Raw genomic sequence first — 23,649 nt, 5'->3', positions numbered from 1 at the left:
TTGCCAGCGTGGCAAATGCGCGCGTGGCGTGTGTTGCTATCGCTCAAGGCAAGATTCTGCGTTTTATGCCGTGCCAAGGCTGGGCTGAACTGATAATATTGATTTTCAGAACATATACTTGCACAAGGTACATAGTCACCCATGGAAAGCCGTCTCAGCCGCCTGGAAGCCGTTCAAACCGTGTTGCTGGAAATCGGGCAGCGCTCGAGCACCTGCAGCGATATCAGCGAATTCCTGCAGGCGGTGCATGCGGCGCTGGGGCGCATCATGTATGCGGCCAACTTTTACGTGGCGCTCAGCGACCACGACGACGGCCTCGTGCGCTTTCCCTATTTTGTCGACGAATTCGACGCCGCGCCCGATCCGGACGAGGGCGTGCGCCTGGCCAGCGCGGCGCAGTCGCCCACGGCGTGGGTCATCGTCAACCGCAAGCAGCTGGTGATGACGGCCGATGACGATGCCATGCGCGCCATCGGCGGCGGCGCCTGGGGCGGCGGCACGGCGGCCGAGCACTGGATAGGCTGCCCGCTGCTGGACCAGCAGCACCAGGTGCTCGGCGCCATCGTCATCCAGAGCTATGACGCGCAGCACCGCTTCAGCCTGGAAGACCAGGCCCTGTTTGCGCTGATCGCCACGCACGTGTCGAGCGCCCTGCAAGGCATGCAAAGCATGGACCGGCTGGAAAAGGCGGTGCAGGAGCGCACGGCCCTGCTGGCACACGAGGTGGCCGAGCGGCGGCGCGCGGAAAACCTGCAGCATGCGCTGTATGAAATCGCCAACCTGTCGGCGCAGGCGGCCGACGCGACGACCTTGTATGCGCGCCTGCACGCCATCATCAGCGAGCTGGTGACGGCAAAGAATTTCCTCATCGCCCTGTACCACCCGGACAACAAGGACATCACGATCCCGTATTTCGTCGACGAAAAGGATGCGCAGGCGCCCGTGAAACGCTTTCATTACGGTATCGGCATGAGTTCCTATGTGCTGGCGCGCCGGCAGGCGTGCCTGCTCGATGCGGACAGCTATGCGGCGCTGGTGGCCAGCGGCGAGATGGACGAGCCGCTGGGCAATGTCGGCATCGCCAGCTGGATGGGCGCACCCATGCTGCTGGGCGAGAGAAAGTATGGCGTGATCATCGTGCAAAGCTACGACGAATCCGTCGTGTATGGTCAGGCGGAACTGGACGTGCTGGCCTTCATGGCCAGCCACGTGGCCGTGGCGATGGCCCGCATCCAGGCCGACAGCGCCATGCGCCAGGCCAAGGAAGCGCTGGAAGAGCAGAATGCGGCCCTGAACAGCGCCTTGAACGCCTTGCAGGAAGCGCAGTCGGAACTGGTGCGCCAGGAAAAGCTGGCGTCCCTGGGACGGCTGGTGGCGGGCGTGGCGCATGAAATCAATACGCCGCTGGGCATCTGCGTGACGGCCACCAGCCACCTGGTGCAGGAATTGAAACTCACGCGCGAAGACCTGGACGGCGGCCAGCTCGATGAAGATGGCTTGCGGCAATTCTTCGACATCATCGACCAGACCCTGCGGATCATGACGACGAATACGCAGCGCGCCGCGGCGCTGGTGCGCAGCTTCAAGCAGGTGGCCGTGGACCAGTCCTCGGACGAACTGCGCAGCTTTAATTTGCGCAAATACCTCGATGAAATCCTGCTCTCGCTGCAACCCAAGCTCAAGGGCAAGCCGGTCAAGGTGGAGATCGATTGCGCACCCGAGGTGCAGCTGCGCAGCTATCCGGGCGCCGTCTCGCAGATCGTCACGAACATGGTGGTCAATTCATTGGTGCACGGCTTTGCCGAAGGCGAGCCGGGCAAGATCAAGATCAGCGTGCGGACGGCTGGCGACATGCTGGAGCTCGATTACAGCGACGACGGCATGGGCATGGACAGCGCCACCCTGGGCCAGCTGTTTGACCCCTTCTTCACGACCAAGCGGGGCTCGGGCGGCAGCGGCCTCGGTGCACATATCCTGTACAACCTGGTGACGGGCCCGCTCGGTGGTACGGTGAAGGTGGTCAGTGCGCCGGGGATGGGGCTACATTACAAGATCCGCTTCCCGCTGGAGCCTAAGAGCACCTGAGAAAACGTCCATGGCTGCGTTGCTTGGTCTTGCCGTGCTATTCGCACTGTCTGCGACCGCGCGCCTTGCCCTGAACGTTTTTCAGGCGCTCTTGCGGCGCAGGTTCGCAGAATGAAAACGACGGCCGTGAATATCAGTCAGGGAAACGTTGATTTAACGCAAGCGCCTCGTCCAGATTCGCAATCAGCAACTCCACATACTGCGGGTCCAGGTGGCTGCCGCTCACTTCTCGCAGGTAGCTGACCACGCGCTCCAGGGGCCAGGCGTCCTTGTAGCAGCGCTTGTGCATCAGCGCGTCGAAGACGTCGGCGACGGCGGCGATACGCGCGTATTTGTGGATGTTCTCTCCCACCAGGCCTTGCGGGTAGCCGCTGCCGTCGAATTTTTCATGGTGCTGGTGGGCGATCACGGCGGCCGCCTTCAAGAGCGGGCGCTGCGAGCCGTCGAGGATGGACATGCCTACCGTCGGATGCTGCTTCATGATTTCCCACTCGGCCGCGTCGAGCTTGCCCGGTTTGAGCAGCACGGCGTCGGGCGTGGAAATCTTGCCGATGTCATGCATGGGTGCCGCGTGGCGCAGCACCATGGTTTCCTCTTCCGACATACCGGAGGCCTGCGCCAGCAGCTGGCACACTTCGGCCATGCGGCGCACGTGGTTGCCCCCTTCGTGCGAGCGCGATTCGACCACGTCGCCCAGGCGCAGGATCAGCTCGGCCTGGGTATCGGTGATTTCCTGCGTCAGCAGGATGTTGTCGAAGGCGATCGCCACGCCGGAGCAGAATACTTCCAGCAATTGCGCATCGAGGTCGGAAATTTCTTCCACGCCCTTGAGCACCAGCAAGGACGCCTTGCCGCTGCTGTTGGGGAAATAGCCGACATAGGTGTCGCCGTGCAGGCGCGAAATTTTATTGCTCTTGGCATGGTCCAGCTGCGACAGCAAGGACGGGCTGAGGATGCCGTCGTCCGTGTCGCCGATCTGCGCGAGGATCTCGTAATCCTGCTCGCCCGTGATGGCGCTGGCGCCGCGCAGGCGCAGCAGCATGCTCGTTTCCAGGCGCAGCAGGGCGACGACTTGCTGCAGCAGGCCGCTGGCGAAGTCGCGCAGGTTGCGCTGCTTGAAAATGTGCGCCGAGGCGGCGATGACGCGCTCCAGGCCCTCGCGGTAGTGGAGCTGGGCCTGGCGCGCCTCTTCCACCTTCATGATGTCGCGGTAGGCGCGCAGGGCGGCAAAGGTGGTGGTAAACAGCTTGGTGCGGTCGAGCTCGGTTTTTTCCTTGTAGTCGTTGATGTCGTAGTTGACGATCACGCGTTCTTCCGGCGCCTGTCCCGGCTGCCCTGTGCGCAGCACGATGCGCGTAAACTGGTTGCCCAGGTCTTCGCGCATCCAGCGCGCCACTTCCAGGCCGCTGTCTTCGCGTTCCATCACCACGTCCAGGAAGACCAGCGCGATGCCTTCTTCGCGCGCCAGCACTTGCTTGGCCTCGGCGCCGCTGTACGCATGCACGAAGCTCAGGGCGCGGCCCTCGAGGCGAAAACGGCTCAGTGTCAGTTTGGTGATGTCGTGGATGTCGGGTTCATCATCGACGAGCAGGACTTTCCAGGGAGGTAACTTGGGCGATGCTGAAGACAAAAATGACATAAGGGCGAGTTCCGCTAAAAGGCATAACTGACGCAATGCTGAGACGCCCGCGCCAGGAATCCCTGTGCGCCACTACCGGCGTTGCGCGTTTTTCGGGCGCATTTTGTCGATTGTAGACCGACCGTTAAGTATTAACAATAAGCAAGAACAATTGACTAAAATCATGCAACACACGTGCCAAAAAAACACTTTAAATCCATGCTGTCTACACTATCTATACTTTATCGCTTAGGCAACTATATTTTCAAGACAATACTTTGTTTTAATTAATATTGCCAATGAATCTGCAAAAAAAGACGGCGCCTTTCCTTCCCGGCGGAAAAGCAGAAAAGTAACAAGGTATGAATTCCGCGTCAGAATGGGCTGGAGCGCGCTATATTGGACAGGCATAAGAAGTGGCGCCATGCCACTCACATTTCCTGAAAGGGTACATCATGCAAAAGCAAACGACGCGCGCCCTGATCGCCGGCCTGGCCTTGCTGGCCAGCAGCGCGGCCTGGGCCGGAACCGAAGTGCGGTTCAGCAAACCGGATCAATTCACGGACGTCCCGTTCAACCCGCAGGACCGCGATGACGTATTGAAGGAATTGAGCCGGCATTTCGAGAAACTGGGCGCCTCGCTGCCGCCCGGGCAAACCTTGAAAATCGACGTGACGGACGTGGACCTGGCGGGACGTGAAAATCCATCGCTGCGCGCCGGCCAGGATATCCGCGTCATGAATGGCCGGGTCGACTGGCCGCGCATGCGCCTGCACTATGTGCTGGAACAGGATGGCAAGGTCATCAGCAGCGGCAATGCGGCCCTGTCCGACATGTCTTACCTGACCCGCATCAATCCTTACTTCAGCAATGAAAAGTTGCGCTATGAAAAGTTGATGATCGATGACTGGTATGCCGATACCTTTGGCATCAAGCCGAAGCGCCACGCGCGCAAGTAAGCGGCACGGCCAATCGCGCGGTGTGGCGCCGCGCGTGCCGCCGCACTTGCCGCCGCACGAAACGTATTGCGCTCCGGAAATTTTCACTTCAGGCTATAGTCAATCAGGGTCGGCAGAGGCCGGCATGGCAGTTGCCGTCTGACCGTGAACTTTCTGAAGGGAAGGCATATGCGTATTTCCACGATGACGAAAACATGGGTAGCCGCCCTGGTACTGGCCGCAGGCAGCAGCGCGTGGGCGGGTGTCCAGGTGACGTTCGACAAACCCGACGACTATTCCGATGTGCCGTTCAGCTCGCGCGACCGGGAGCAGGTGCTTGCGGGCCTGGCGGATCACTTCAACTGGCTGGGCAAGAGCTTGCCCCCGGGTCAGGACCTCAGGATCGAGATCACCGATGTCGACCTGGCGGGACGCGAAGACCCGGCGCGCCGCGGCGCCTTCGATGTGCGCGTGATGACGGGCCGTGCTGACTGGCCGCGCCTGCGCTTGCGCTATACGCTCGAGCAACATGGCAAAGTCATTGCCAGCGGCAACGCTTATCTGTCGGATATGTCCTATTTGCAACATATCAATCGTTATTCCAGCAACGATGCCTTGCGCTATGAAAAGCGCATGATCGACGAGTGGTTCAAGAATACCTTCGGCGTCAAGCCGCAGGGCCGCAGCAGTCCCGTCATGACTTTGCAGCCGCGCGCCGTGCAGCGCAGGTAATCAAGGCAAATACGCCCCTTCGATGCGCGCCAGTTGGCCGTTTTGCCGCATGGCAAGCAGGGCGGCATTCATCTTCTCGATGAAATCGGCCTTGTAGGCGGGCGTATTGCGTGCGCTGTAGGCGATGTAGGTGGCTTCGGACGACAGTTCCAGCACTTCGCGCAATTGAAAGCCGTAGCCGGCCAGTTCGCCTTGCAGTTGGCGGGCCGTGTGGCGTGCCGCGCCGCGGTCGCTGGCGTAGCAATCGATGCGCCGCAGGGCCAGTTTCTTCAGGTTGGCTTCATTGCCCTTGGCCGCTTCCAGGCGCAGCAGGCCTTCGCGGGCGGGCGCCATCAACTTTTCCGACAGCAGAAAACCCGTGTTGACGCCGATGGTCAGGCCGGCAAAGTCGGTCGGGAAGTGCGTGCGCGGCGTGCGCATGACGGCATCATGGCAAAACAGCACCACCGATTCGCGGTGCAGCATGGCCGAATACGGTTGCACGTACGGCCGCTCCGTCTTGCGTCCGGGCGGGAACAGGCCGAAGACTTGGCCTTTTTCCAGCGCGTCGAGTCCCCGTTTCCAGGGGCGCGGCTGCAGTTCCAGCCGGTACTCGGGCATCCGGCCGGCCGCCTGGCGCAGGATATCGATGTACATGCCCTTGAAGGCGCCGTTTTCCACATAGCTGTACGGCGCATAGTCATCGTCGCCGTACAGGATGACGGTTTGCGGCGCGGCCAGGACGGGCGGCAACATGCCCAGCAGCGCCAGGGCCAGGCACAGTCTTGCCGTGATTGCTGATTGCATGCCGCTCCAGATTTAATGTCTTCCTGATAAGCATACAGCATGGCGGCATGAGGGCCCGTTTAATCGGACCTGAATCAATCGATCCAGTTTACCTGTGGGAACTTGCTGCCGAACTCTTCCGGCATGGGCACGACCTGACTGCGCTTGTAGTTGAAGAAGACAAAGCCGGACTTGGCCATCGCGATCAGGGTATTGTCGCGCGGGCGCGTGATGCGGAAGGTGATGTCGCCGCCATATTTATTGAAATCCATGACGCCCACTTCGAACAACAGCTGGTCGCGTGCATGGGCTTCGGCGCGGTAGGTGGTGGCCAGGTCGGTGACGATGATGCCGGTGCCGTCCGCTTCGATGTCGCGCACGCCATATTCGAACAGGAAGCGGGCGCGTGCCTCGGAAATCATGGAAATCATGGAATCGTTGCCGAGATGGTTGCCGGCATTGATGTCCGTCGTGCGTACCGTCAGTTGCGAGGAATAGCAGTACTGGTCTTCAGGAAATTCAAGTTTCAAACGGGCCATGGTGTTCTCTTGGGCTGGGGCGCAGGGCGCGGCGTAAAAAAATCATTTTAGCCGGTTCCCCGCTTCCCGTCGAAAAACGGCCCCAGCCGCGTGCGTGGCTGCGCTTCGCTGGCGCACGCTTATTGACGTATGATCTTGTACACCTTGCCCGTGCCGCTCAGCATGTACAGCTCGTTTTGCGCATCCTGGCCGAACGAAAGGATGTTGCCCACGTTGGTGATGCCCCAGTCCGTCACGGCCGATGCCGCACCGTTGCTGTAGCTGAAACTTTTCAGCCAGCCGCTGCAATAGTCCGAATACAGGTATTGGCCGGCCAGTTCCGGCAAGGCCGTGCCCCGGTACACATAGCCGCCCGTGATCGAGCAGCCGCCGGCCGCATCGTGGCCGTATTCGATGAGGGGCAGCACCAGTCCCGCCTGGTTGCAGCTGGCACTGTTGTAGCAATGCAATCCCTCCATGATGTTCCAACCATAGTTGTTGCCCGCCTGGCCCACGGGACGCACGTCGACTTCTTCCCAGTTGGCCTGGCCCACGTCGGCGATGTACAGCAGCTGAGCCGGCACGTCAAAGGCGTAGCGCCAGGGGTTGCGCAAGCCGTAGGCCCAGATTTCCCCGCGCCCGCTTGCCGTGCCGGCAAATGGATTGCCGGGAGGAATTGCATAAGGCTGGGCTACCGTGCTGGCGTTGACATCCAGGCGCAGCAGCTTGCCCAGCAGCACATTCGTGTTTTGCGCATTGCCTGGCGGATCGCCGCCACTGCCGCCATCGCCCGTGCCCGCGTACAGGTAGCCATCGGGACCAAAGCTGAGCAGGCCGCCATAGTGGTTGTTGAACGTGGGGTGGGGGATGGTGAGGATGGTCAGCGCGGACAGGGGATCGGCCACGTTGGCGTTGCCGGCCAACACTTGCCGACGCTCGATGACGATATCGCCGGCCAGGTTGGTGTAGTAGATGAAGAAATACCCATTGCTGGCGTACTGCGGATGGAAGGCCATCGACAGCAAGCCCCGTTCGCCGCTGGTGGTGGTGAGCGTGCTAACGTCGAGGAAGGGCGTGGCCAGCAGATTGCCGTTCTGCACCACGCGGATGCGGCCGGGGCGCTCAAGAATGAAAAGGCGGCTGTCGCCGGGCGGCGCCGTGAGGAAGATGGGGGCATCCAGTCCGCTGGCCACTTCCTGCAGGCGCAGGGCCAGCGGCGCGGCCGCCGCATACAGGACGCTGGCGCTGGCCGTGGCGCCCGCATTGACTTGCACCTGCTGCGTGACGGGCGTGGGCGCCAGGGTTCCCGTGCCCTGCGCCACGCTGGCGGCATTGATGGCGTAGGCGCCGGGCGCCAGGCCGGTGAGCGTGGTGGTGGCCGTCAGCGTCCTGCTGTACGACGCAGGCCCCGTGACCGTGACGGCGCCCGCCACGCCGGCCGGCAAGCCGCCGATAGTGACTGTCAGATTGCCCGTGGTCGCGCCGGGTGTCGGGTGGTGATGGCCGCCGCCACAGGCGGCCAGCAGGGCCAGGCAACATGCCAGCAGCAGGGCCAGCCAGGACTGCTGGAATGGGAAAATCGGGCGCATATCAGTCTCCTGCGGGAACGCGGCAATGGCTGCTCAAGCGGAGTTGGGCTTGTGCCAAGAATGCGCCTCTGTATGCTGTGAAGATTGAGCTGGCGCAAACGTGCGGCAGCATCGGACAAATGCGCCGCGTTTTCAGACAAGCGCGGGGGCCCTTGCGCCGCCCCGCCTGCCGGCGCCCGATAATGGCGCATCTGAAACCGAGCAGGAAGACACCCCATGAAAACCAAAGCAGCGATTGCCTGGAAGGCGGGCGCCCCGCTGACCATCGAAGAAGTCGACCTGGCCGGCCCGCGCGCTGGCGAAGTGCTGGTCGAACTCAAGGCCACGGGCATTTGCCATACCGATTACTACACCTTGTCCGGCGCCGATCCGGAAGGCATCTTCCCCGCCATCCTCGGCCATGAAGGCGCCGGCATCGTCGTCGACGTGGGACCGGGCGTGACGACCCTGAAAAAGGACGACCACGTCATTCCCCTGTACACGCCGGAATGCCGCCAGTGCAAGTTCTGCCTGTCGCAAAAGACGAACCTGTGCCAGGCCATCCGCTCGACGCAGGGCCGCGGCCTGATGCCGGATGCGACCAGCCGCTTCTCGCTGAATGGCCAGCCGCTGTTCCATTACATGGGCACCTCCACCTTTTCCAATTACATCGTCGTGCCGGAAATCGCGCTCGCAAAAATCCGCGAAGACGCGCCGTTCGACAAGGTCTGCTACATCGGCTGCGGCGTGACGACGGGCGTGGGCGCCGTGTTGTTCTCGGCCAAGGTGGAAGCGGGCGCCAACGTGGCCGTGTTCGGCCTGGGCGGCATCGGCCTGAACGTGATCCAGGCGGCGAAGATGGTCGGCGCCGACAAGATCATCGGTATCGACATCAACCCGGCGCGCCAGGCCATCGCGCGCAAGTTCGGCATGACGCACTTTATCAACCCGAATGAAGTGGAAAACGTCGTCGATGCCATCGTGCAACTGACGGACGGTGGCGCCGATTATTCGTTCGAATGCGTGGGCAACACCAACTTGATGCGCCAGGCGCTCGAGTGCACGCACAAGGGCTGGGGCAAATCGTTCATCATCGGCGTGGCGGCGGCCGGGCAGGAAATTTCCACCCGTCCGTTCCAGCTGGTCACAGGGCGCGAATGGCGCGGTTCCGCCTTTGGCGGCGCGCGCGGCCGCACGGACGTGCCGAAGATCGTCGACTGGTATATGGAAGGCAAGCTCAACATCGACGACCTGATCACGCACCGCTTGCCGCTCGAACGCATCAACGAAGGCTTCGACCTGATGAAGAGCGGCGAATCGATCCGTTCCGTCGTGTTGTACTAATTTTATCGGCTGTACTCATTGCGCAACACTTGACGGACGCGGCAGGGCGGCAGGCTGTACTTCGCTGCCTGCCCCTGCTAGTGTGAAGACATCCGCCTTGCTTTGGGAGTCGTTCATGTTTGCCACTGCCTATCTCGCGACCTTGCGCCGCATGTTGCCCGTCTTCCTCGGCGCGGCCCTGTCTTCCCTGCTGGCCTTGTGGTGGAGCAATGCCGCCACCCTTGCCACGCCCGCCATCTGGCTGGCGCTGCTGGCCACCATCTGCTGTGCGCGCTGATGTTCACGCCGCTGGCCTGGCACCGCCAGCAGCTGGCCACGCGCCACGTGCGCACCAACAAGTCGCGCTGACCCTCGCTGCGTCTAGCGCGCCGTGCTGGAAAAGCGTTCGCGGTAGTCGCGCGGCGTGATGGCGAGTTTCTTTTGAAACAGGCGGCGCAGCCTGTCCTCGCTATGCAAGCCCGCCTGCACGGCCACCTGTTTTAAAGAAGACACATTGTCTTCCAGCAAACGGCGCGCCACTTCGAAGCGGGCCGTGTCGATGAATTCCGTGGGACTGGTGCCCGTTTCGCGCTGGAAGACGCGCGTAAAATTGCGCTCGCTCATGGCCAGTCTGGCCGCCAGCAGCGGCACGGTGAGCTCCTCGGCAAGGTGTTCCATGATCCAGCCCTGCAACTGGCGGATGGTCGGATGCGTCGTCATCTGGCTCGACAGGTGCACGGAAAACTGCGATTGGCCGCCGGGCCGCTTCAAATACACGACCAGGTCGCGCGCCACTTCGAGCGCGATATCGCGGCTGAAATCGTCTTCCACCAGGGCCAGCGCCAGATCGATGCCGGCCGTCACGCCCGCCGACGTCCAGAATTTCCCTTCCCGCACGAAAATCGCATCGGCATTGACCTGTATCAAGGGGTAGCGCTGGCGCAGGCTGTCCACGGCGCTCCAGTGCGTGGCCGCGCTCTTGCCGTCGAGCACGCCGGCCTCGGCCAGGAAGAAGCAGCCCGTGCACAGGGCCGCCAGGGTAGCGATGCGGGGCGCCGCCTCGGCCACCCAGGCGGCCAGGGCGGGGATGTCCTGCAAGACTTGCTCGACATGGTGGCAGCCGACGATGACGGCCAGGTCGGGCAGGCGGTTCGCATCGAGCACCTTGCTGGCGTGCAGCGACATCAGGGTGTCGGACTCGACCGGTCCGATGGCCGTCGAGGCGATGCGCACGTCGTAACCGCCGGGCAGATTGCGCAGGCGCAAATGCGTGTTGGCGTAGTCAAACACTTTCATGGCGCCGATGGCTTCGAGCGCCTTGAAGCCGGGATAGACGATGATGTCGACGGTGCGCAGGGGGAATTCTTGGGGGCTTTGCTTGATCATGCGATATGCGCGAGGGTGACAAATACTGCCATAATGCAACAACAGCGAGGGCGTAGATTAGCATGGAATAAGCCATGCGCCTGCTGGTTTCCCATTCATCAGATTCCTGGATATCGTGCGTTTACTTCCCTTTTTTGCCACCCTGACACTATTGTTGTACTCAACTATTGCCCAGGCTGCCACGCTCAACTTCAATGGCGGCGCCGTCAGCGGCTGCGGCCTGAGCACGGATGGTTTGCAATACACGTGCACCTCGCTGGCGCTGGGCTCTACCGACGTCATCATCATCGGCAGCGCGTATGGCGTGACGGTCAACAGTTCGCTGGCGATGAGCTATAACCAGGGCTTGACGATGAGCGGCAATGCCGCACTGACGGTCACGGGCAATCTCGACATCAAGGATATCAATCCACCGAATCTGAAGGTGACGGGTGGCAGCCTGACCGCCAAAGGTGGCACTTTCCTCATGGGCGCACAGGAGCAGACCATCACGGCGGATATCTCCGCAACTACCATCAAGATGGGCTCGAACAACGTCACGGTGACGGGCGAGATCAGCGCCAAGGGCCCTGTGGAAATCGCCTCGGGCTCGCTGATCAACGGGCCGATCAGCGGTACCGTCGTCAATATCCTGGCCGCCAGTACCCGCATCCAGGGCGATATCACGGCCAGCGTGTCGCTGACCATCGGTTCCGGCAGCCAGGTGACGGGCAAGCTGAAATCGCCGACGATCGACCTGAAGGCGTCCGGCCTGCTTGTGACCGGCGACGTGGAGGCGAGCAATTCCTTGTCGATCGCCTCTGGCAATGGCATCAAGGGCAATGTGGATGCCGGCGAGGTCACCCTCGACTCGTCCAACGCCTACATCACGGGCAACGCCAAGGTCGACCACATCACCCTGGGCTGGCAGGGCCGGGTGCAGCAAACCATCACCTGCAAATCCTATACGCCATCGAACCCGTGCAGCTGCGTGACGAACAACAGCGGGTATCCCGTGGGCAGCGTGAACGGCCCGAAATGCGGTCCAGGCACTCCGACCGGGCTCCACCATTTTCAGATCGATCATCCAGGCACGGCCCTGACCTGCGCGCCGCAAACGGTGACGGTGACGGCGTGCGCGGATGCCGCCTGCAGCGCCAGGTACACGGGCGGCGCGAATGTCACCGTCAGCCCCGGCGGCACGGCGACGGCGATCGGCAACAGCGGCGTGGCGACGGCCAGCGTGCGCCAGTACACGGTCGGCACCGCCACCCTGAGCCTGACGAGCGTGCCCGGCGCCACGGACGCGCTCGTATGCAAGCGCGCGTCGGACGCCAGCAGCAGCTGCGACATGGCTGTTGCGGCGACAGGATTGACGGTCACTCCCGTCAATCATGTTTCTGCTACTCAACAGGCGTTCAGCATCAGCGCCGTGCAGGCCGCCCCCAGCTCGACCCCGCAAGCGTGCGTGCCCCTGTTCAAGAATACCAGCAAGGATTTGACCCTCAGTTGCAGCTACAGCAATCCCGCCAGCGGCACCTTGCCCGTCTTCATCAAAGGCACGGGGGGCTTCATCGCCTTGGCCCCGGATAACAGTAGTGCTTGCAGTGTCCTGGGGAAGACTGTCAACCTGGCGTTCGACAACGCTGGCGTTGCCACGGCAACCATGGCGTATGCCGACGTGGGCAAGCTGAATGTGAAGGCCGCCTATGCGGGGTCGGCCGCTACCGGCGACGCCGGTTTGAGCATGACGGGCAGTGGCTCTGTCACCATCGTGCCGGCCGCGTTCAGCGTCCCTGTTATTGCCAGTCCCCAGCGCGCGGGCGCGCCAGTGACAGTCAGCATGAGCGCGCTCAACAGCGCGGGTGCCGTGACGCCGAACTTCGGCAATGAAAAGCCGGCAGAAACGGTGCTGCCTTCGCTGGACAGCCTGGTCAGGCCGACGACGAGCGAGATCCCCAAGCCCGCCAAGCCGGCCCTGCAGGGTGGCGTGCTCTTCGCCAATGGTAGCGTTGCCAGCAGCGACATGAACTGGCCGGAAGTGGGAAGCATCACCATCGCCTTCAATCTGGCCAACCCCAGGGGTTACCTGGATGCCAACCTTGCTGCGCCAGCCTCGAGCGTGAGCAAGCAGGTGCAGTTCATCCCGCACCACTTCATCACGGAGCTGATCAAGACCGGAGCTGCCGACAGCATCGCCACGCCATGCGCCGCGCCGCTCACCTGCGCCGACGATGGGGAAAAAGGCCGCTACGCCTACTCGGGGCAGGCGATAGGCGTGCGGGTGACGGCGCGCGCCCTTGGGGAGACGACGACCCAAAATTATGACGAGCTCAATCCGAGCGTCCTGGCGCCCGTGCTGCTCGACGGCTGGGATGCGGCCACGGGCACGATTTCCTTTCCACCGAGCACTCCTGATGGCAGCAGCCGGCTCACCGACGGCAAGAAGGGGCAAACCACCATCACCGGCGTGGCGCCCGCGAAATTCATCCTGGGCGTTGCCCAGCCCATGGTCGCCTATCGCTTTCCGGGCAAGGCAGGCGTGCCGGTGGCGCCCACCGGCGTGCTGCTGCGCGCCAGCAGCACGTATACCGGCGGCGCCGTCGTCAGCTCGACCTCCGCATTGATACAGAACGAGGCGCGGCTGACCGTGCTGTCGGGGCAATGGCAGGTTGCCCACGGTTATGGTTCCGAGTTGTTGCCCGTCAGACTGGCCGTGCAAGTCCAGTATTGGAATGGCACGAAATGGGTCACGAATCTGCTCGACAGCATCAGCGCATTCAACAAGTCGGACGTGGTGCTGGCCAATTGCAAGAAAACGCTGGACTGCGCTGCGCTGGCCGCGGACGACCGGACCTATACCGTCGCGCAAGGCGCGCTGCCGCAGTTCAATCGTCTGACTGTGCTGGCGCCAGGAACCGGCAAGGCTGGCCGCGTGGACGTTTCCGTGGGCAATCATCCCTACCTGGGCAGCACGGTGGGTGTCGTCGTCTTTGGCATCCTCAGATCGGGCCCCGTGATTTACCTGCGCGAGATGTATTGAGCCTGGACCAAGGGCGGGCGCAGACACGGCGAAAAACCAGTAACATGCCTGCTTGTGACATCCTCCCCCAACCTCAGACTGGAGTTTCTATGAGCACAACTTCGCAGTGGATCGATATCGCCGGCCCGGACGGCAGCTTCCAGGCTTACCTGGCCGTGCCGCACGTGGGCAAGGGCCCCGCCATCATCCTGTTGCAGGAAATTTTCGGCGTCAACGAGCACATCCGTGCCGTGGCCGACCAGTACGCGGCCGATGGTTATGTGGTGCTGGTGCCGGACCTGTTCTGGCGCGCTGGCGCGCACATCGAGCTGGGCTATGACGCGGATGGCTGGAAGCGCGCCGTCGAACTGATGCAGGCGACCGACAATCCGCACGCCGACGCCGATATCGCCGCCACCGTCGCCGTCCTGCGCGCCCGCCCGGAAGTGACGGGCAAGCTCGCTTCGATCGGCTACTGCTTCGGCGGCAGGCTATCGTTCCAGACGGCCGCGGCCGGCCTGGTCGACGCCGCCATCGCCTATTACGGCGGCGGCATCCAGAACAAGCTGGACCTGGCCGACAAGATCCAGGTGCCGCTGCTCATGCATTTCGGCGGCCAGGACAGCCATATTCCGCCGGAAGCCGTGCAAAAGATCGCCGAGCGCTTCGAAGACCGGCAAGACGTGGAAATCCATATCTATCCGGGCGCCGAGCACGGTTTCAACTGCACCCACCGCGACAGCTACCAGCAGCGCGCCGCGGCCCACGCGCATGGCAATTCCCTGATTTTTTTGGCAGAAAATCTGTAAGGCAGCCACCCCAGGCTGGCCAGCGGCCATGGTTTGCTCAGCAGCAAAGCCGCATGGGCGCTAAAATAGCGGCTGTGCCGGGCAACTCCGGCCGGCCGGGCGCGGCGCCCGGCAAACCTGGATGAGGAACCGAATTAAAGATGGCCCAAGTAATTGTTTCTGTAACATTGGCGGCAAGCGCCGAACGCGTGTGGGATTTTATCGGCGGCTTCCAGTCGCTGGCTGAATGGTCGAGCTCGATCAAGACCAGTTTGTCCGAACATGGCGGCCGCGTGCGCCGCCTGAAAACCACGGACGGCGCCATCATCGCCGAACGCCTGCAAAGCTACAGCGAAGCGGACAAGAGCTACAGCTACACCATCGTCTCGGGCCCGATCCCCGTCAAGAACTACCGTTCCACCCTGCGCGTCACGGGCGAGCCGGGCGGCGCTTCCTGCGTGGCCGAATGGTCGAGCGAGTTCGACGCGGCCGAAGGCGTGGAAGAGGTCATGGTGGGCGCGTTCCAGCATTTGTACGAAACGGCATTCGTCGACCTGAAACGCATCATGGCGATTTGAATCAACGAGGTAGGTCAGATTAGCGAGGTTAGGCCTCGCGTAATCCGACGCCACCAACTCCGCTGACAATGTTGTCGGATTAAGCGGGGCGATGCCCCGCTAATCCGACCGACGCTTGACGTTAGCGCTTCACTTTTCCAAACGCCTCGCCTTTGTTCCACACCGGCAAATTCTTGTCGTTCGCCACCTCGTAACCCAGGTTCAAGGTGAACTGCGCCTGCTGCACCATGCCCGACAAGTCCCACGACGGGTGGTATTCATCGGTGACCTGGTGGTAATCCTTTTTGAACGCCACCAGACGCTCGCTCGACGCTGTCGGCTCCTTGACGAAGTCGAACGAGCCGTCGCCGGAAAACACGGCTGAGCCCACGTTGAAGGCCGGCACGCCGGCCTTGGCAAACGCGAAATGGTCGGCCCGGTAAAACGCGCCGGACAGGTCGGGGATGGTCGGCGCCAGGCGCAGGCCCATGCGCTTGGCCACCTTGGCTGCGCTCGCGTACAGGCTGCTGCGCTCGGCGCCGGCCACGCCGATGTCGTGCGTCTTGCCGACGAAATTCATGCTGTCGAGGTTCAGGTCGGCGGCCGTCTTGGCCAGCGGCCACAGGGGCGCGCGCGTGTAGGCGGTGCTGCCCAGCATGCCCGTTTCCTCGCCGGCCGGCCACAGGAAGATCTGCGTGCGGCGCGCCGGCTGTTTCACGGCCACTTGCGCCATGGCCAGCAGGGCCGCCGCGCCCGAGGCGTTGTCGATGGCGCCGTTGTAGATATGGTCGCTTTGCCCTGCGCGGGCGCCGCCTTCGTCATCCTTGCCCAGATGGTCCCAGTGGGCCGAGTAAATGACGGCTTCGTCCTTGAGCTTCGGGTCCGTGCCCGGCACGATGCCGGCCACGTTGAATTGCTCGATGCTGCGGATCTGGCTATTCAGTGCCACCTTGACCGTCGCGTTCAGGGCCACGGGGCGGAAGTCGCGCGTTTCGGCCTGCGCGCGCAGGGCGTCCAGGTCCTGTCCGCCCGCCTGGAACAGGGCGCGCGCCATGTCTTCCTGCAGCCAGCCTTCCATCGCGTTGCCCGCGCCGGCCAGGTTGAAGCGTTCATGGCCGAAGCCGTTGGCGGGCACCGACCATGGATACGAGGCCGATGCCGTCGTGTGGATCAGCAAGACGCCGGCGGCGCCCTGGCGCAGCGCTTCCTCGTACTTGTAGACCCAGCGGCCGTAATACGTGAGGGACTTGCCGGCAAAGCGGTTCGGTTCGGCGCTGGTGGGCTGCGGGTCGTTGACCATCATGATGACGAGCTTGCCCTTCAGATCGACGCCCTTGAAATCGTCCCAGTTTTCTTCCGGGGCGCGGATGCCGTAGCCGGCAAACACGACGGGCGCGTCGAACGCCACTGTCTGCTGGCCATTCGCTGCGCCAAAGACGATGTCCTGGCCGAAGGCGGGAGACAAGGTCTTGCCGCCCGCGCTGAAGGTCACTGTGCTCGATGGCAAGGCCTTGCTGCCGACGATGGTCAGCGCCTGGCGGTAGCTGCCATCCTGCAACGGTTGCAGGCCGGCTACGGCCGCCTGCGTTTCCAGGTAGCGCACGGCCAGGTCGCCGCCGCGCTGGCCCGTGCCGCGTCCTTCCAGTAAATCGTCGGCCAGGAAGGACAAATGGGCGCGCAAGGGCGCTTCGGCAACGAGCGGTTGGGCGAGGGCAGCCGTGCTGAACAGGCTGGCGGCGAGGACGACGGGAAAGCGCATGACAACTCCAAAAGTGAATACGGGAAAGCAAAGCAGCGGCAATCTTACTCTACCGCAATGCTCTGGCGTAGCGCGCGGCGCGCGCAAGCCGATTGCGGCCACAATGGCCGCTGGCCCACCGACCAGGAGTCGTTCCATGAATGCCACTAACTTGCAATCGAGTAATACCCTGCGTACCGCCGACGGCACCTTGATTTATTACAAGGACTGGGGCAGCGGCCCGCCCGTCGTCTTCAGCCACGGCTGGCCATTGTCGTCCGATGCCTGGGAAGACCAGATGTTTTATCTTGCCGCGCGCGGCTACCGCGTCATCGCGCACGACCGGCGCGGCCATGGCCGCTCCAGCCAGCCTTTCGACGGCAACGACATGGATACCTATGCCGACGACCTGGCCGCGCTGATCGAGGCGCTGGACTTGACGGGCGCCACCCTCGTGGGGCACTCGACGGGCGGCGGCGAAGTGGCGCGCTACATTGGCCGCCACGGCACGCAGCGCCTGGCCGGTGCCGTGCTGGTGGGCGCTGTGCCGCCGCTGATGCTGCAAACCACGGAAAACCCGCTGGGCCTGCCGCTGTCCGCGTTTGACGCCATCCGCGCGGGCGTGCAGGCCGACCGCAGCCAATTCTTCCGCGACTTGAGCGAGGCCTTCTATGGCTACAACCGGCCCGGTGCGAAGCCGTCGCAGGGCGTGCGCGACGGCTTCTGGCTGCAAGGCATGCAGGCGGGCATGCCGGCGTCCTATTTGTGCATCAAGCAATTTTCAGAGACGGATTTCACCAGCGACCTGGCCAAGTTCGACGTGCCGACCCTGGTGATCCATGGCGACGACGACCAGATCGTGCCGATCGCCGCCTCGGCGCGGCGCACGGCTGAGCTCATCATCGGCAGCAAATTGCTCGTGTATGCGGGCGCGCCGCACGGCCTGGCGACGACGCACAAGGACCGCCTGAACGAGGACTTGCTGGAGTTCCTGCGCCACTCGGTCGATGCGGCAAGCAATATCGAGGCGCATCTGTAAAATAGCCTAATCTATTGCAAAACACATAATATTGCTTGGTTTTTGCACCAATTGCGTGCGGATCGCCGATTTTTCTGCGTTTTAGGATGCAAAAAATGGCGTTCTGCCGCCTCGTTCCACCCGGTAAGGTCCAGTAAAGAGTAAACTAGCAGATACACTCTTTCGCATTGGGCGATTCGAGCGAACTTGTGAGTGATTTCATGTCTGATACACCAATTTCCTTATTTTCCGACCTTAACCTGAGCGAGCCGCTGATTCGCGCGCTCAAGGATGTCGGTTACGAAACACCGTCGCCTATCCAGGCGGCCACGATTCCATTATTGCTCGCCAACCGCGACGTGCTGGGCCAGGCGCAAACGGGCACGGGTAAAACCGCCGCCTTCGCCTTGCCTATCCTGTCGCGCATCGATCTGAAACAAAGCTCACCCCAAGCCCTGGTCCTGGCACCGACGCGCGAACTGGCCATCCAGGTCGCCGAAGCGTTCCAGGTGTATGCCGCCCACATTCCCGGCTTCCACGTGCTGCCGATCTACGGCGGCCAAAGCTACGGCCCGCAGCTGTCGGCCCTGCGCCGCGGCGTGCACGTCATCGTCGGCACCCCCGGCCGCGTCATCGATCACCTGGACAAGGGTTCGCTCGACCTGTCCAAGCTGAAAACGCTGGTGCTGGACGAAGCTGATGAAATGCTGCGCATGGGCTTTATCGACGACGTCGAGCGTATCTTGAAAGAAACGCCGGACGGCCATCAAACGGCCCTGTTCTCGGCCACCATGCCTTCCGTCATCAAGCGCATCGCCACCACCTACCTGGTGAATCCGGCCGAAGTGACGGTCGCCGCCAAGACGGGCACGGCCGACAATATCCGCCAGCGCTACTGGCTGGTGTCGGGCATGCACAAGCTCGACGCGCTGACCCGCATCCTGGAAGCGGAAGCGTTCGACGGCATGATCATCTTCGCCCGCACCAAGCTGGGTACGGAAGAGCTGGCCAGCAAGCTGCAGGCGCGCGGCTTCTCGGCCGCCGCCATCAATGGCGACATCCAGCAAGCCCAGCGCGAGCGCACGATCCAGCAGTTGAAAGACGGCAAGATCGACATCCTCGTGGCAACCGACGTGGCCGCCCGCGGCCTGGACGTCGAGCGCATCAGCCACGTCGTCAACTACGACGTGCCGCACGATCCGGAAAGCTACACCCACCGCATCGGCCGCACGGGCCGCGCCGGCCGCAGCGGCGAAGCGATCCTGTTCATCACCCCGCGTGAAAAGAACTTGTTGAAAGCCATCGAACGCTCGACCCGCCAGCCGATCGGCATGCTGGAACTGCCGACGATCCAGGCCGTCAACGACGTGCGTATCGCCAAGTTCAAGGAACAGATCAGCGAAACCCTGGCCCTGGGCGAACTGGAGCAGTTCCAGTCGCTGATCGAGGATTTCGAACGCGAACAGAACATTCCCGCCATCGAAATCGCCGCCGCCCTGGCGAAGATGGCGCGTGGCAATACGCCGCTGCTGCTGGACAAGAACAAGGCGCGTGAGCAAGCCACGTGGCAAGACGACCGTCCTGTGCGCCAGGACCGTTTTGAGCGCAACGACCGTCCGGAACGGGGCGACCGCTTCGACCGTAACGAGCGCAGCGAACGCCCGGCCTTCCCGAAAAAGGAACGCGTCCAGCGTCCGGCCGACGCCGGCATGCAGACCTTCCGCATTGAAGTCGGTCATCAGCATGGCGTGAAACCGGGCAATATCGTGGGCGCCATCGCCAACGAAGCGGGCATCGATTCGAAAAACATCGGCCGCATCGAAATCTATGACGACTACAGCGTCCTGGACTTGCCGGACAGCATGCCGAAAGAATTGCTGGACCAGCTCAAGACCGTGTGGGTCGCGGGCCAGCAGCTGCGCATCAGCCGTGACGGCGACGCACCGGACCTGGCGCCGCCAGCCGCGCCGCGCAAGCCGTTCGCCGCCAAGTCCGCGCCAGCGTTCAAGGATGCACCAGCGGACGCGGGCGACGCAGCACCTGCGCCGCGCGCGCCGAAGAAGGAACGTCCACGTCCAGGCGTGACGGCTTACCGCATCGAAGTGGGCCGCGAGCATGCTGTGACGCCAAGCAACATCGTGGGCGCCATCGCCAACGAAGCGAACCTGGAAGCCAAGCATATCGGCCGCATCGATATCTTTGACAACTACAGCGTGCTGGACCTGCCGGAAGGCATGCCGCCGGAAATCCTCGACCACCTGAAATCGGTCGTCGTGTCGGGCCAGAAACTGCGCATCAGTCTCGATGACGGCACGACGGAGCGCAAGCCTGCGCCACCGCGTCCGAAATCGCCACCGCGTAAATCATTCAAGTAAGCTGTCCCTTCCCAGGCGCCTCCCCGGCGCCTGTGTAGCGGATTGGAGACAGTTCCCCCACTGGCGCGTTCGCGCCAGTTTTTATTTTCCCTCAAGAAATGATTGTGATTGCCGCATTATGCTTGCCGGCAGGCGCCGCCATGGGCCGGCGGTAATTGCGGCGCTTGCGCGTCTTTTTATCGGCGCAAGCACCGTCTTGATTGCCTGCCGCATCGATACATAATTTTTTATTAATTATTGTATTTGCGCGCAATTTAAATTTTGCATTTCAATAAAATCAATCAAGTTGAATCAAAGTAAATTCTAAAACATAAATGAATTGATTTTTATTAAATTGTTTGACCAGTGTCAGTGTCGCCGGGGCGATATATCAAGGGTACTTGATGTGGTATATTGTTTTTATGTTTTTGTTATGCTAGTTGAAAAAATAGAGGAGCGACGATGCGGGTCAATACGCCTATCACGCAAAATGAATACGTATTAAATGAAGGCATGACGATTGTTTCCACCACGGATTTACAGGGAAACATCAATTACGCCAATCAGTATTTCATTGAGGTCAGCGGTTTTTCAGAAATGGAACTGCTGGGTGCGCCACAGAATATCCTGCGGCATCCCGATATGCCGGCCGAAGCATTTGCCGACCTGTGGGACACCATCAAGACGGGCATGCCGTGGACCGGCATGGTCAAGAACCGCTGCAAGAATGGCGACTTTTACTGGGTCTTCGCCAATATCACGCCCGTCATCGAAAACGGCCGCCCGATCGGCTACATGTCCGTGCGCACCAAGCCTACGCGCGAGCAGATCAACGAAGCGGCAGCCCTGTATAAAAGTTTTAAAGATGGCAATAGTGCCAATCTGGCGATCCGCAATGGCCGCGTCGTGCGCCAGGGCTGGGCCGCCAAGCTGGCCGAGTGGCGCAAGCTGACCCTGTCGCAGGACATCGCCCTGCATTGCATCGTCTTTGGCGTGGTGCTGGCCATCCTCGGCTGTGCCGTGTGGAATATCGACGGCGATACGAGCACGGCCACGCGCAGCTGGCTCAGCGGCGCTGCTGCCGCCGCCGTGGCGCTGATGCTGTATTTCTGGGCCCATCTGCACAATTCCGTCGTCGCGCCGCTGGGCGACGCCATCACGGTGGCGCGCAAGATGGCCGGCGGCGACTTGACGGGCGTCATCGACAAGGTGCGCGACGATGACATGGGTCAATTGATGGCGGCCTTGCGCCAGACCAATATCAACTTGCACAGCATCATCGGCGACGTGCGCGCCAACTTCGAGGATATCCGCATCACCACGGCGGAAATCGCCACGGGCAATATGGACTTGTCCAGCCGCACGGAATCGCAGGCCTCCAGCCTGGAGCAGACGGCGGCCAGCATGGAAGAGCTGACGTCCACGGTGCAAAACAGCGCCGACCATGTGGCCACGGCCAACGACCTAGCGGTGCAGGCGTCGACCGTCGCGGCCAAGGGCGGCACCATCGTCAGCGAAGTGGTCACCACGATGGACGAGATCAGCACCTCGTCGCGCAAGATCCTCGACATCATCGGCCTGATCGACGGCATCGCTTTCCAGACGAATATCCTCGCCTTGAACGCGGCCGTGGAAGCGGCGCGCGCGGGCGAGCACGGCCGCGGCTTCGCCGTCGTGGCGGGCGAAGTGCGCAGCCTGGCGCAGCGCTCGGCCACGGCGGCGAAAGAGGTGAAAAACCTGATCGACCATTCGATCGCCACCGTGAATGCGGGCAGCGTGCTGACCAGCAATGCGGGCGCCACCATGACGGAAGTGATCGCTTCGGTGGCCCGCGTGACGGAAGTGATGGACGAGATTTCCTCGACCACGCGCGAGCAGAACCAGGGCATCGGCCAGGTCAACCAGGCCGTCATCCACATGGATGGCATCACGCAACAGAATGCGGCCCTCGTGGAGCAGGCGGCCGCGGCCGCCACCAGCCTGGCGCAGCGCACGGAGAGCGTGGCCCAGTCGATCGGCATCTTCAAATTGAAGGCCTCGCCCAAGCGCAAGGCGGCCGGCGTGGGGCGCAGCGTGGGGGCTGGCGTCGCGTCGCGGGCCTTGCTGAAGGCAAGATAAGCATTGCCCCCGCCAGCGCTGCTGGCGGGGCTCACTTCCCGCGCTTACTTCTGTACCCGGTACACCTCGCCGCTGCGCACCTTCTTCACCACCCCATCCCCGCCAAACAAAATCACATATTCGCCTGGCGCGCCCGAGGCCGCCGGGTAGCTGTACATCCACACTTCATTGCCGCTGTCGAAACGGATGGCCGTGCTGTCGCCCAGCGCCGCGCGCACCTGTTCGCGCGTGCTGCTGCCCACGTGCACCGTCTGTTCCAGGGTGGCGTAAGGCACATTTTTGCTTGCCTGCAAGGCGCGCGTGCCGGAGCAGGCGGCCAGCAGCGTGAGCAAGGCGATCATCAGCCGCTTCATGGCGCCACCTCGTCCATATAGTCAAATTCCAGCAGGGTGTCGTCGGGCCAGCTGGCATCCCACAGGGGCGCGTAATACGTGCGGTCAAGCAAGACCTGGCAATCGCAATAGGGCAGCGAGGCGGGCGTTTGCTCGCCGCCCGCGTACAGCATGGTGAACGGCAGGGCCAGCCGGCGCTCCCCATGCACGAGGGTCACGCCGAACAGGGGCCGGTCCGTGAAGAACAGATAATTGCCGTCCGGCTCCGAGCACACCTTGTCGGTGCTGTAGAGCATGCTGGACAGCCAGGCGATGATTTGCGGGTCGTTCGAGATCAGGCCGGAATCCATGCCGGCGCGGCATTCCAGGCGCAAGTCGCCCAGGCGCCGCGTGCCGGGCGGCAAGCCGGGCGTGATCACTTGCGCGCGCCAGCTCATGGTGGTGGCCTTGCGGTTGGCGATCAGCACGGCATCTTCGCGCGCCGCTTGCGCATTGCGCACGGGGGCAAAGCTGTTGTCTTCGGCCAAGGGCAAGGGGATGCTGACGGTGTCGCCCGCGATGCGCAGCTGCACGCCCTGCATGTCCACGCCGGGCTGGCGCGGCAGCAAGCGAAAGCGCAGCACGGCCTGCGGCGCCAGCGCATGGTCGCGCTCGAAGCGGTCCACGCCCTGCAGCATCTTGCGATACGATTTATCGACGGGGTCGCGCGTGGCGTCCACCTTCACTTGCGGCACGGGCGCGGTTTGCGCCAGCGCAACAGGGCCATGGAGCAAGCCTATGATCAGCAGTAATAGATAAATACGCATGGCT

19 protein-coding genes are annotated in these 23,649 nt (G+C 62.5%); 11 read left to right on the top strand and 8 right to left on the bottom strand.

The genetic code is table 11. From position 1 onward, the window contains the following. The first annotated feature begins 141 nt into the window (after positions 1 to 141). The gene (locus tag ACQ4WQ_RS12775; protein WP_436497543.1) at positions 142 to 2,085 is read left to right on the top strand and encodes a GAF domain-containing sensor histidine kinase; all 1,944 of its coding nucleotides are present in this window, start codon (positions 142 to 144) and stop codon (positions 2,083 to 2,085) included. A 133-nt stretch (positions 2,086 to 2,218) separates the two neighbouring features. Here ACQ4WQ_RS12775 and ACQ4WQ_RS12770 read toward each other — a convergent pair whose 3' ends face one another. Next, positions 2,219 to 3,724, bottom strand: coding sequence for a DUF3369 domain-containing protein (locus ACQ4WQ_RS12770; RefSeq protein ID WP_326458397.1), 1,506 nt, complete (start codon positions 3,722 to 3,724; stop codon positions 2,219 to 2,221). A 434-nt stretch (positions 3,725 to 4,158) separates the two neighbouring features. On the opposite strand from ACQ4WQ_RS12770, the gene ACQ4WQ_RS12765 reads away from it, so the two are divergent. After that, positions 4,159 to 4,662: a DUF3016 domain-containing protein gene (locus tag ACQ4WQ_RS12765; protein ID WP_326458396.1), complete on the top strand. Its 504-nt coding sequence runs from the start codon at positions 4,159 to 4,161 to the stop codon at positions 4,660 to 4,662. A gap of 168 nt (positions 4,663 to 4,830) precedes the next feature. Beyond that, positions 4,831 to 5,373, top strand: a complete 543-nt coding sequence (locus ACQ4WQ_RS12760; protein WP_326458395.1) for a DUF3016 domain-containing protein — start codon at positions 4,831 to 4,833, stop codon at positions 5,371 to 5,373. On the opposite strand, the gene ACQ4WQ_RS12755 is transcribed toward ACQ4WQ_RS12760, so the two are convergent. The 3 genes from ACQ4WQ_RS12755 to ACQ4WQ_RS12745 all read right to left on the bottom strand — a co-directional run bounded on the left by ACQ4WQ_RS12755 (position 5,374) and on the right by ACQ4WQ_RS12745 (position 8,245). Then, a complete protein-coding gene (locus tag ACQ4WQ_RS12755; protein WP_436497540.1) occupies positions 5,374 to 6,159 on the bottom strand; it encodes a substrate-binding periplasmic protein in 786 nt (261 codons plus the stop codon). A gap of 74 nt (positions 6,160 to 6,233) precedes the next feature. Further along, entirely contained in the window at positions 6,234 to 6,677 is a 444-nt protein-coding gene (locus ACQ4WQ_RS12750; protein ID WP_034753479.1) for a thioesterase family protein, read from the bottom strand. Between the two features lie 119 nt (positions 6,678 to 6,796). Next, positions 6,797 to 8,245 carry a PQQ-dependent sugar dehydrogenase gene (locus tag ACQ4WQ_RS12745; protein WP_436497538.1) on the bottom strand — a complete coding sequence of 483 codons (1,449 nt, stop codon included), beginning with the start codon at positions 8,243 to 8,245 and terminating at the stop codon, positions 6,797 to 6,799. Between the two features lie 216 nt (positions 8,246 to 8,461). On the opposite strand from ACQ4WQ_RS12745, the gene ACQ4WQ_RS12740 reads away from it, so the two are divergent. Together ACQ4WQ_RS12740 and ACQ4WQ_RS12735 are read left to right on the top strand one after the other, a co-directional pair. Continuing rightward, complete coding sequence (locus tag ACQ4WQ_RS12740) at positions 8,462 to 9,568, top strand: S-(hydroxymethyl)glutathione dehydrogenase/class III alcohol dehydrogenase (protein ID WP_326458392.1); 1,107 nt, start codon at positions 8,462 to 8,464, stop codon at positions 9,566 to 9,568. A 115-nt stretch (positions 9,569 to 9,683) separates the two neighbouring features. Then, complete coding sequence (locus ACQ4WQ_RS12735) at positions 9,684 to 9,845, top strand: hypothetical protein (RefSeq protein ID WP_436497536.1); 162 nt, start codon at positions 9,684 to 9,686, stop codon at positions 9,843 to 9,845. Between the two features lie 83 nt (positions 9,846 to 9,928). Here the strand turns inward: ACQ4WQ_RS12735 and ACQ4WQ_RS12730 are convergent, their stop codons facing one another. Next, positions 9,929 to 10,933, bottom strand: a complete 1,005-nt coding sequence (locus ACQ4WQ_RS12730; RefSeq protein ID WP_436497534.1) for a GlxA family transcriptional regulator — start codon at positions 10,931 to 10,933, stop codon at positions 9,929 to 9,931. A gap of 115 nt (positions 10,934 to 11,048) precedes the next feature. On the opposite strand from ACQ4WQ_RS12730, the gene ACQ4WQ_RS12725 reads away from it, so the two are divergent. From ACQ4WQ_RS12725 to ACQ4WQ_RS12715, 3 genes are all read left to right on the top strand, one after another. After that, positions 11,049 to 13,955, top strand: a complete 2,907-nt coding sequence (locus tag ACQ4WQ_RS12725; RefSeq protein WP_436497532.1) for a DUF6701 domain-containing protein — start codon at positions 11,049 to 11,051, stop codon at positions 13,953 to 13,955. 89 nt (positions 13,956 to 14,044) lie between these two features. Further along, entirely contained in the window at positions 14,045 to 14,743 is a 699-nt protein-coding gene (locus ACQ4WQ_RS12720) for a dienelactone hydrolase family protein (RefSeq protein WP_436497530.1), read from the top strand. Between the two features lie 140 nt (positions 14,744 to 14,883). Further along, entirely contained in the window at positions 14,884 to 15,300 is a 417-nt protein-coding gene (locus ACQ4WQ_RS12715) for an SRPBCC family protein (protein WP_326458387.1), read from the top strand. A gap of 121 nt (positions 15,301 to 15,421) precedes the next feature. On the opposite strand, the gene ACQ4WQ_RS12710 is transcribed toward ACQ4WQ_RS12715, so the two are convergent. Beyond that, positions 15,422 to 17,038 (bottom strand): M28 family peptidase, encoded by a 1,617-nt coding sequence (locus tag ACQ4WQ_RS12710; protein ID WP_436497528.1) that lies wholly within the window; start codon positions 17,036 to 17,038, stop codon positions 15,422 to 15,424. 136 nt (positions 17,039 to 17,174) lie between these two features. Here ACQ4WQ_RS12710 and ACQ4WQ_RS12705 point away from each other — a divergent pair, with 136 nt between their 5' ends. From ACQ4WQ_RS12705 to ACQ4WQ_RS12695, 3 genes are all read left to right on the top strand, one after another. After that, the gene (locus ACQ4WQ_RS12705; protein ID WP_436497526.1) at positions 17,175 to 18,056 is read left to right on the top strand and encodes an alpha/beta fold hydrolase; all 882 of its coding nucleotides are present in this window, start codon (positions 17,175 to 17,177) and stop codon (positions 18,054 to 18,056) included. A gap of 200 nt (positions 18,057 to 18,256) precedes the next feature. Next, positions 18,257 to 20,410 (top strand): DEAD/DEAH box helicase, encoded by a 2,154-nt coding sequence (locus tag ACQ4WQ_RS12700; RefSeq protein ID WP_121670919.1) that lies wholly within the window; start codon positions 18,257 to 18,259, stop codon positions 20,408 to 20,410. A 441-nt stretch (positions 20,411 to 20,851) separates the two neighbouring features. Continuing rightward, the gene (locus ACQ4WQ_RS12695) at positions 20,852 to 22,507 is read left to right on the top strand and encodes a methyl-accepting chemotaxis protein (protein WP_436497524.1); all 1,656 of its coding nucleotides are present in this window, start codon (positions 20,852 to 20,854) and stop codon (positions 22,505 to 22,507) included. 44 nt (positions 22,508 to 22,551) lie between these two features. Here the strand turns inward: ACQ4WQ_RS12695 and ACQ4WQ_RS12690 are convergent, their stop codons facing one another. Continuing rightward, positions 22,552 to 22,860, bottom strand: coding sequence for a hypothetical protein (locus tag ACQ4WQ_RS12690; RefSeq protein ID WP_436497522.1), 309 nt, complete (start codon positions 22,858 to 22,860; stop codon positions 22,552 to 22,554). After that, on the bottom strand, positions 22,857 to 23,645 hold the full coding sequence (locus ACQ4WQ_RS12685; RefSeq protein ID WP_436497520.1) for a hypothetical protein: 789 nt from the start codon (positions 23,643 to 23,645) through the stop codon (positions 22,857 to 22,859). The genes ACQ4WQ_RS12690 and ACQ4WQ_RS12685 overlap by 4 nt, the downstream gene beginning before the upstream one ends. Positions 23,646 to 23,649: the final 4 nt, after the last annotated feature.

This window comes from Janthinobacterium goodfellowi (genome assembly GCF_051380695.1).
Taxonomy (GTDB): domain Bacteria; phylum Pseudomonadota; class Gammaproteobacteria; order Burkholderiales; family Burkholderiaceae_D; genus Janthinobacterium.
The sequence above is the reverse complement of the archived record's forward strand: the minus strand, read 5'-3'. Positions and strand labels throughout refer to the sequence as shown.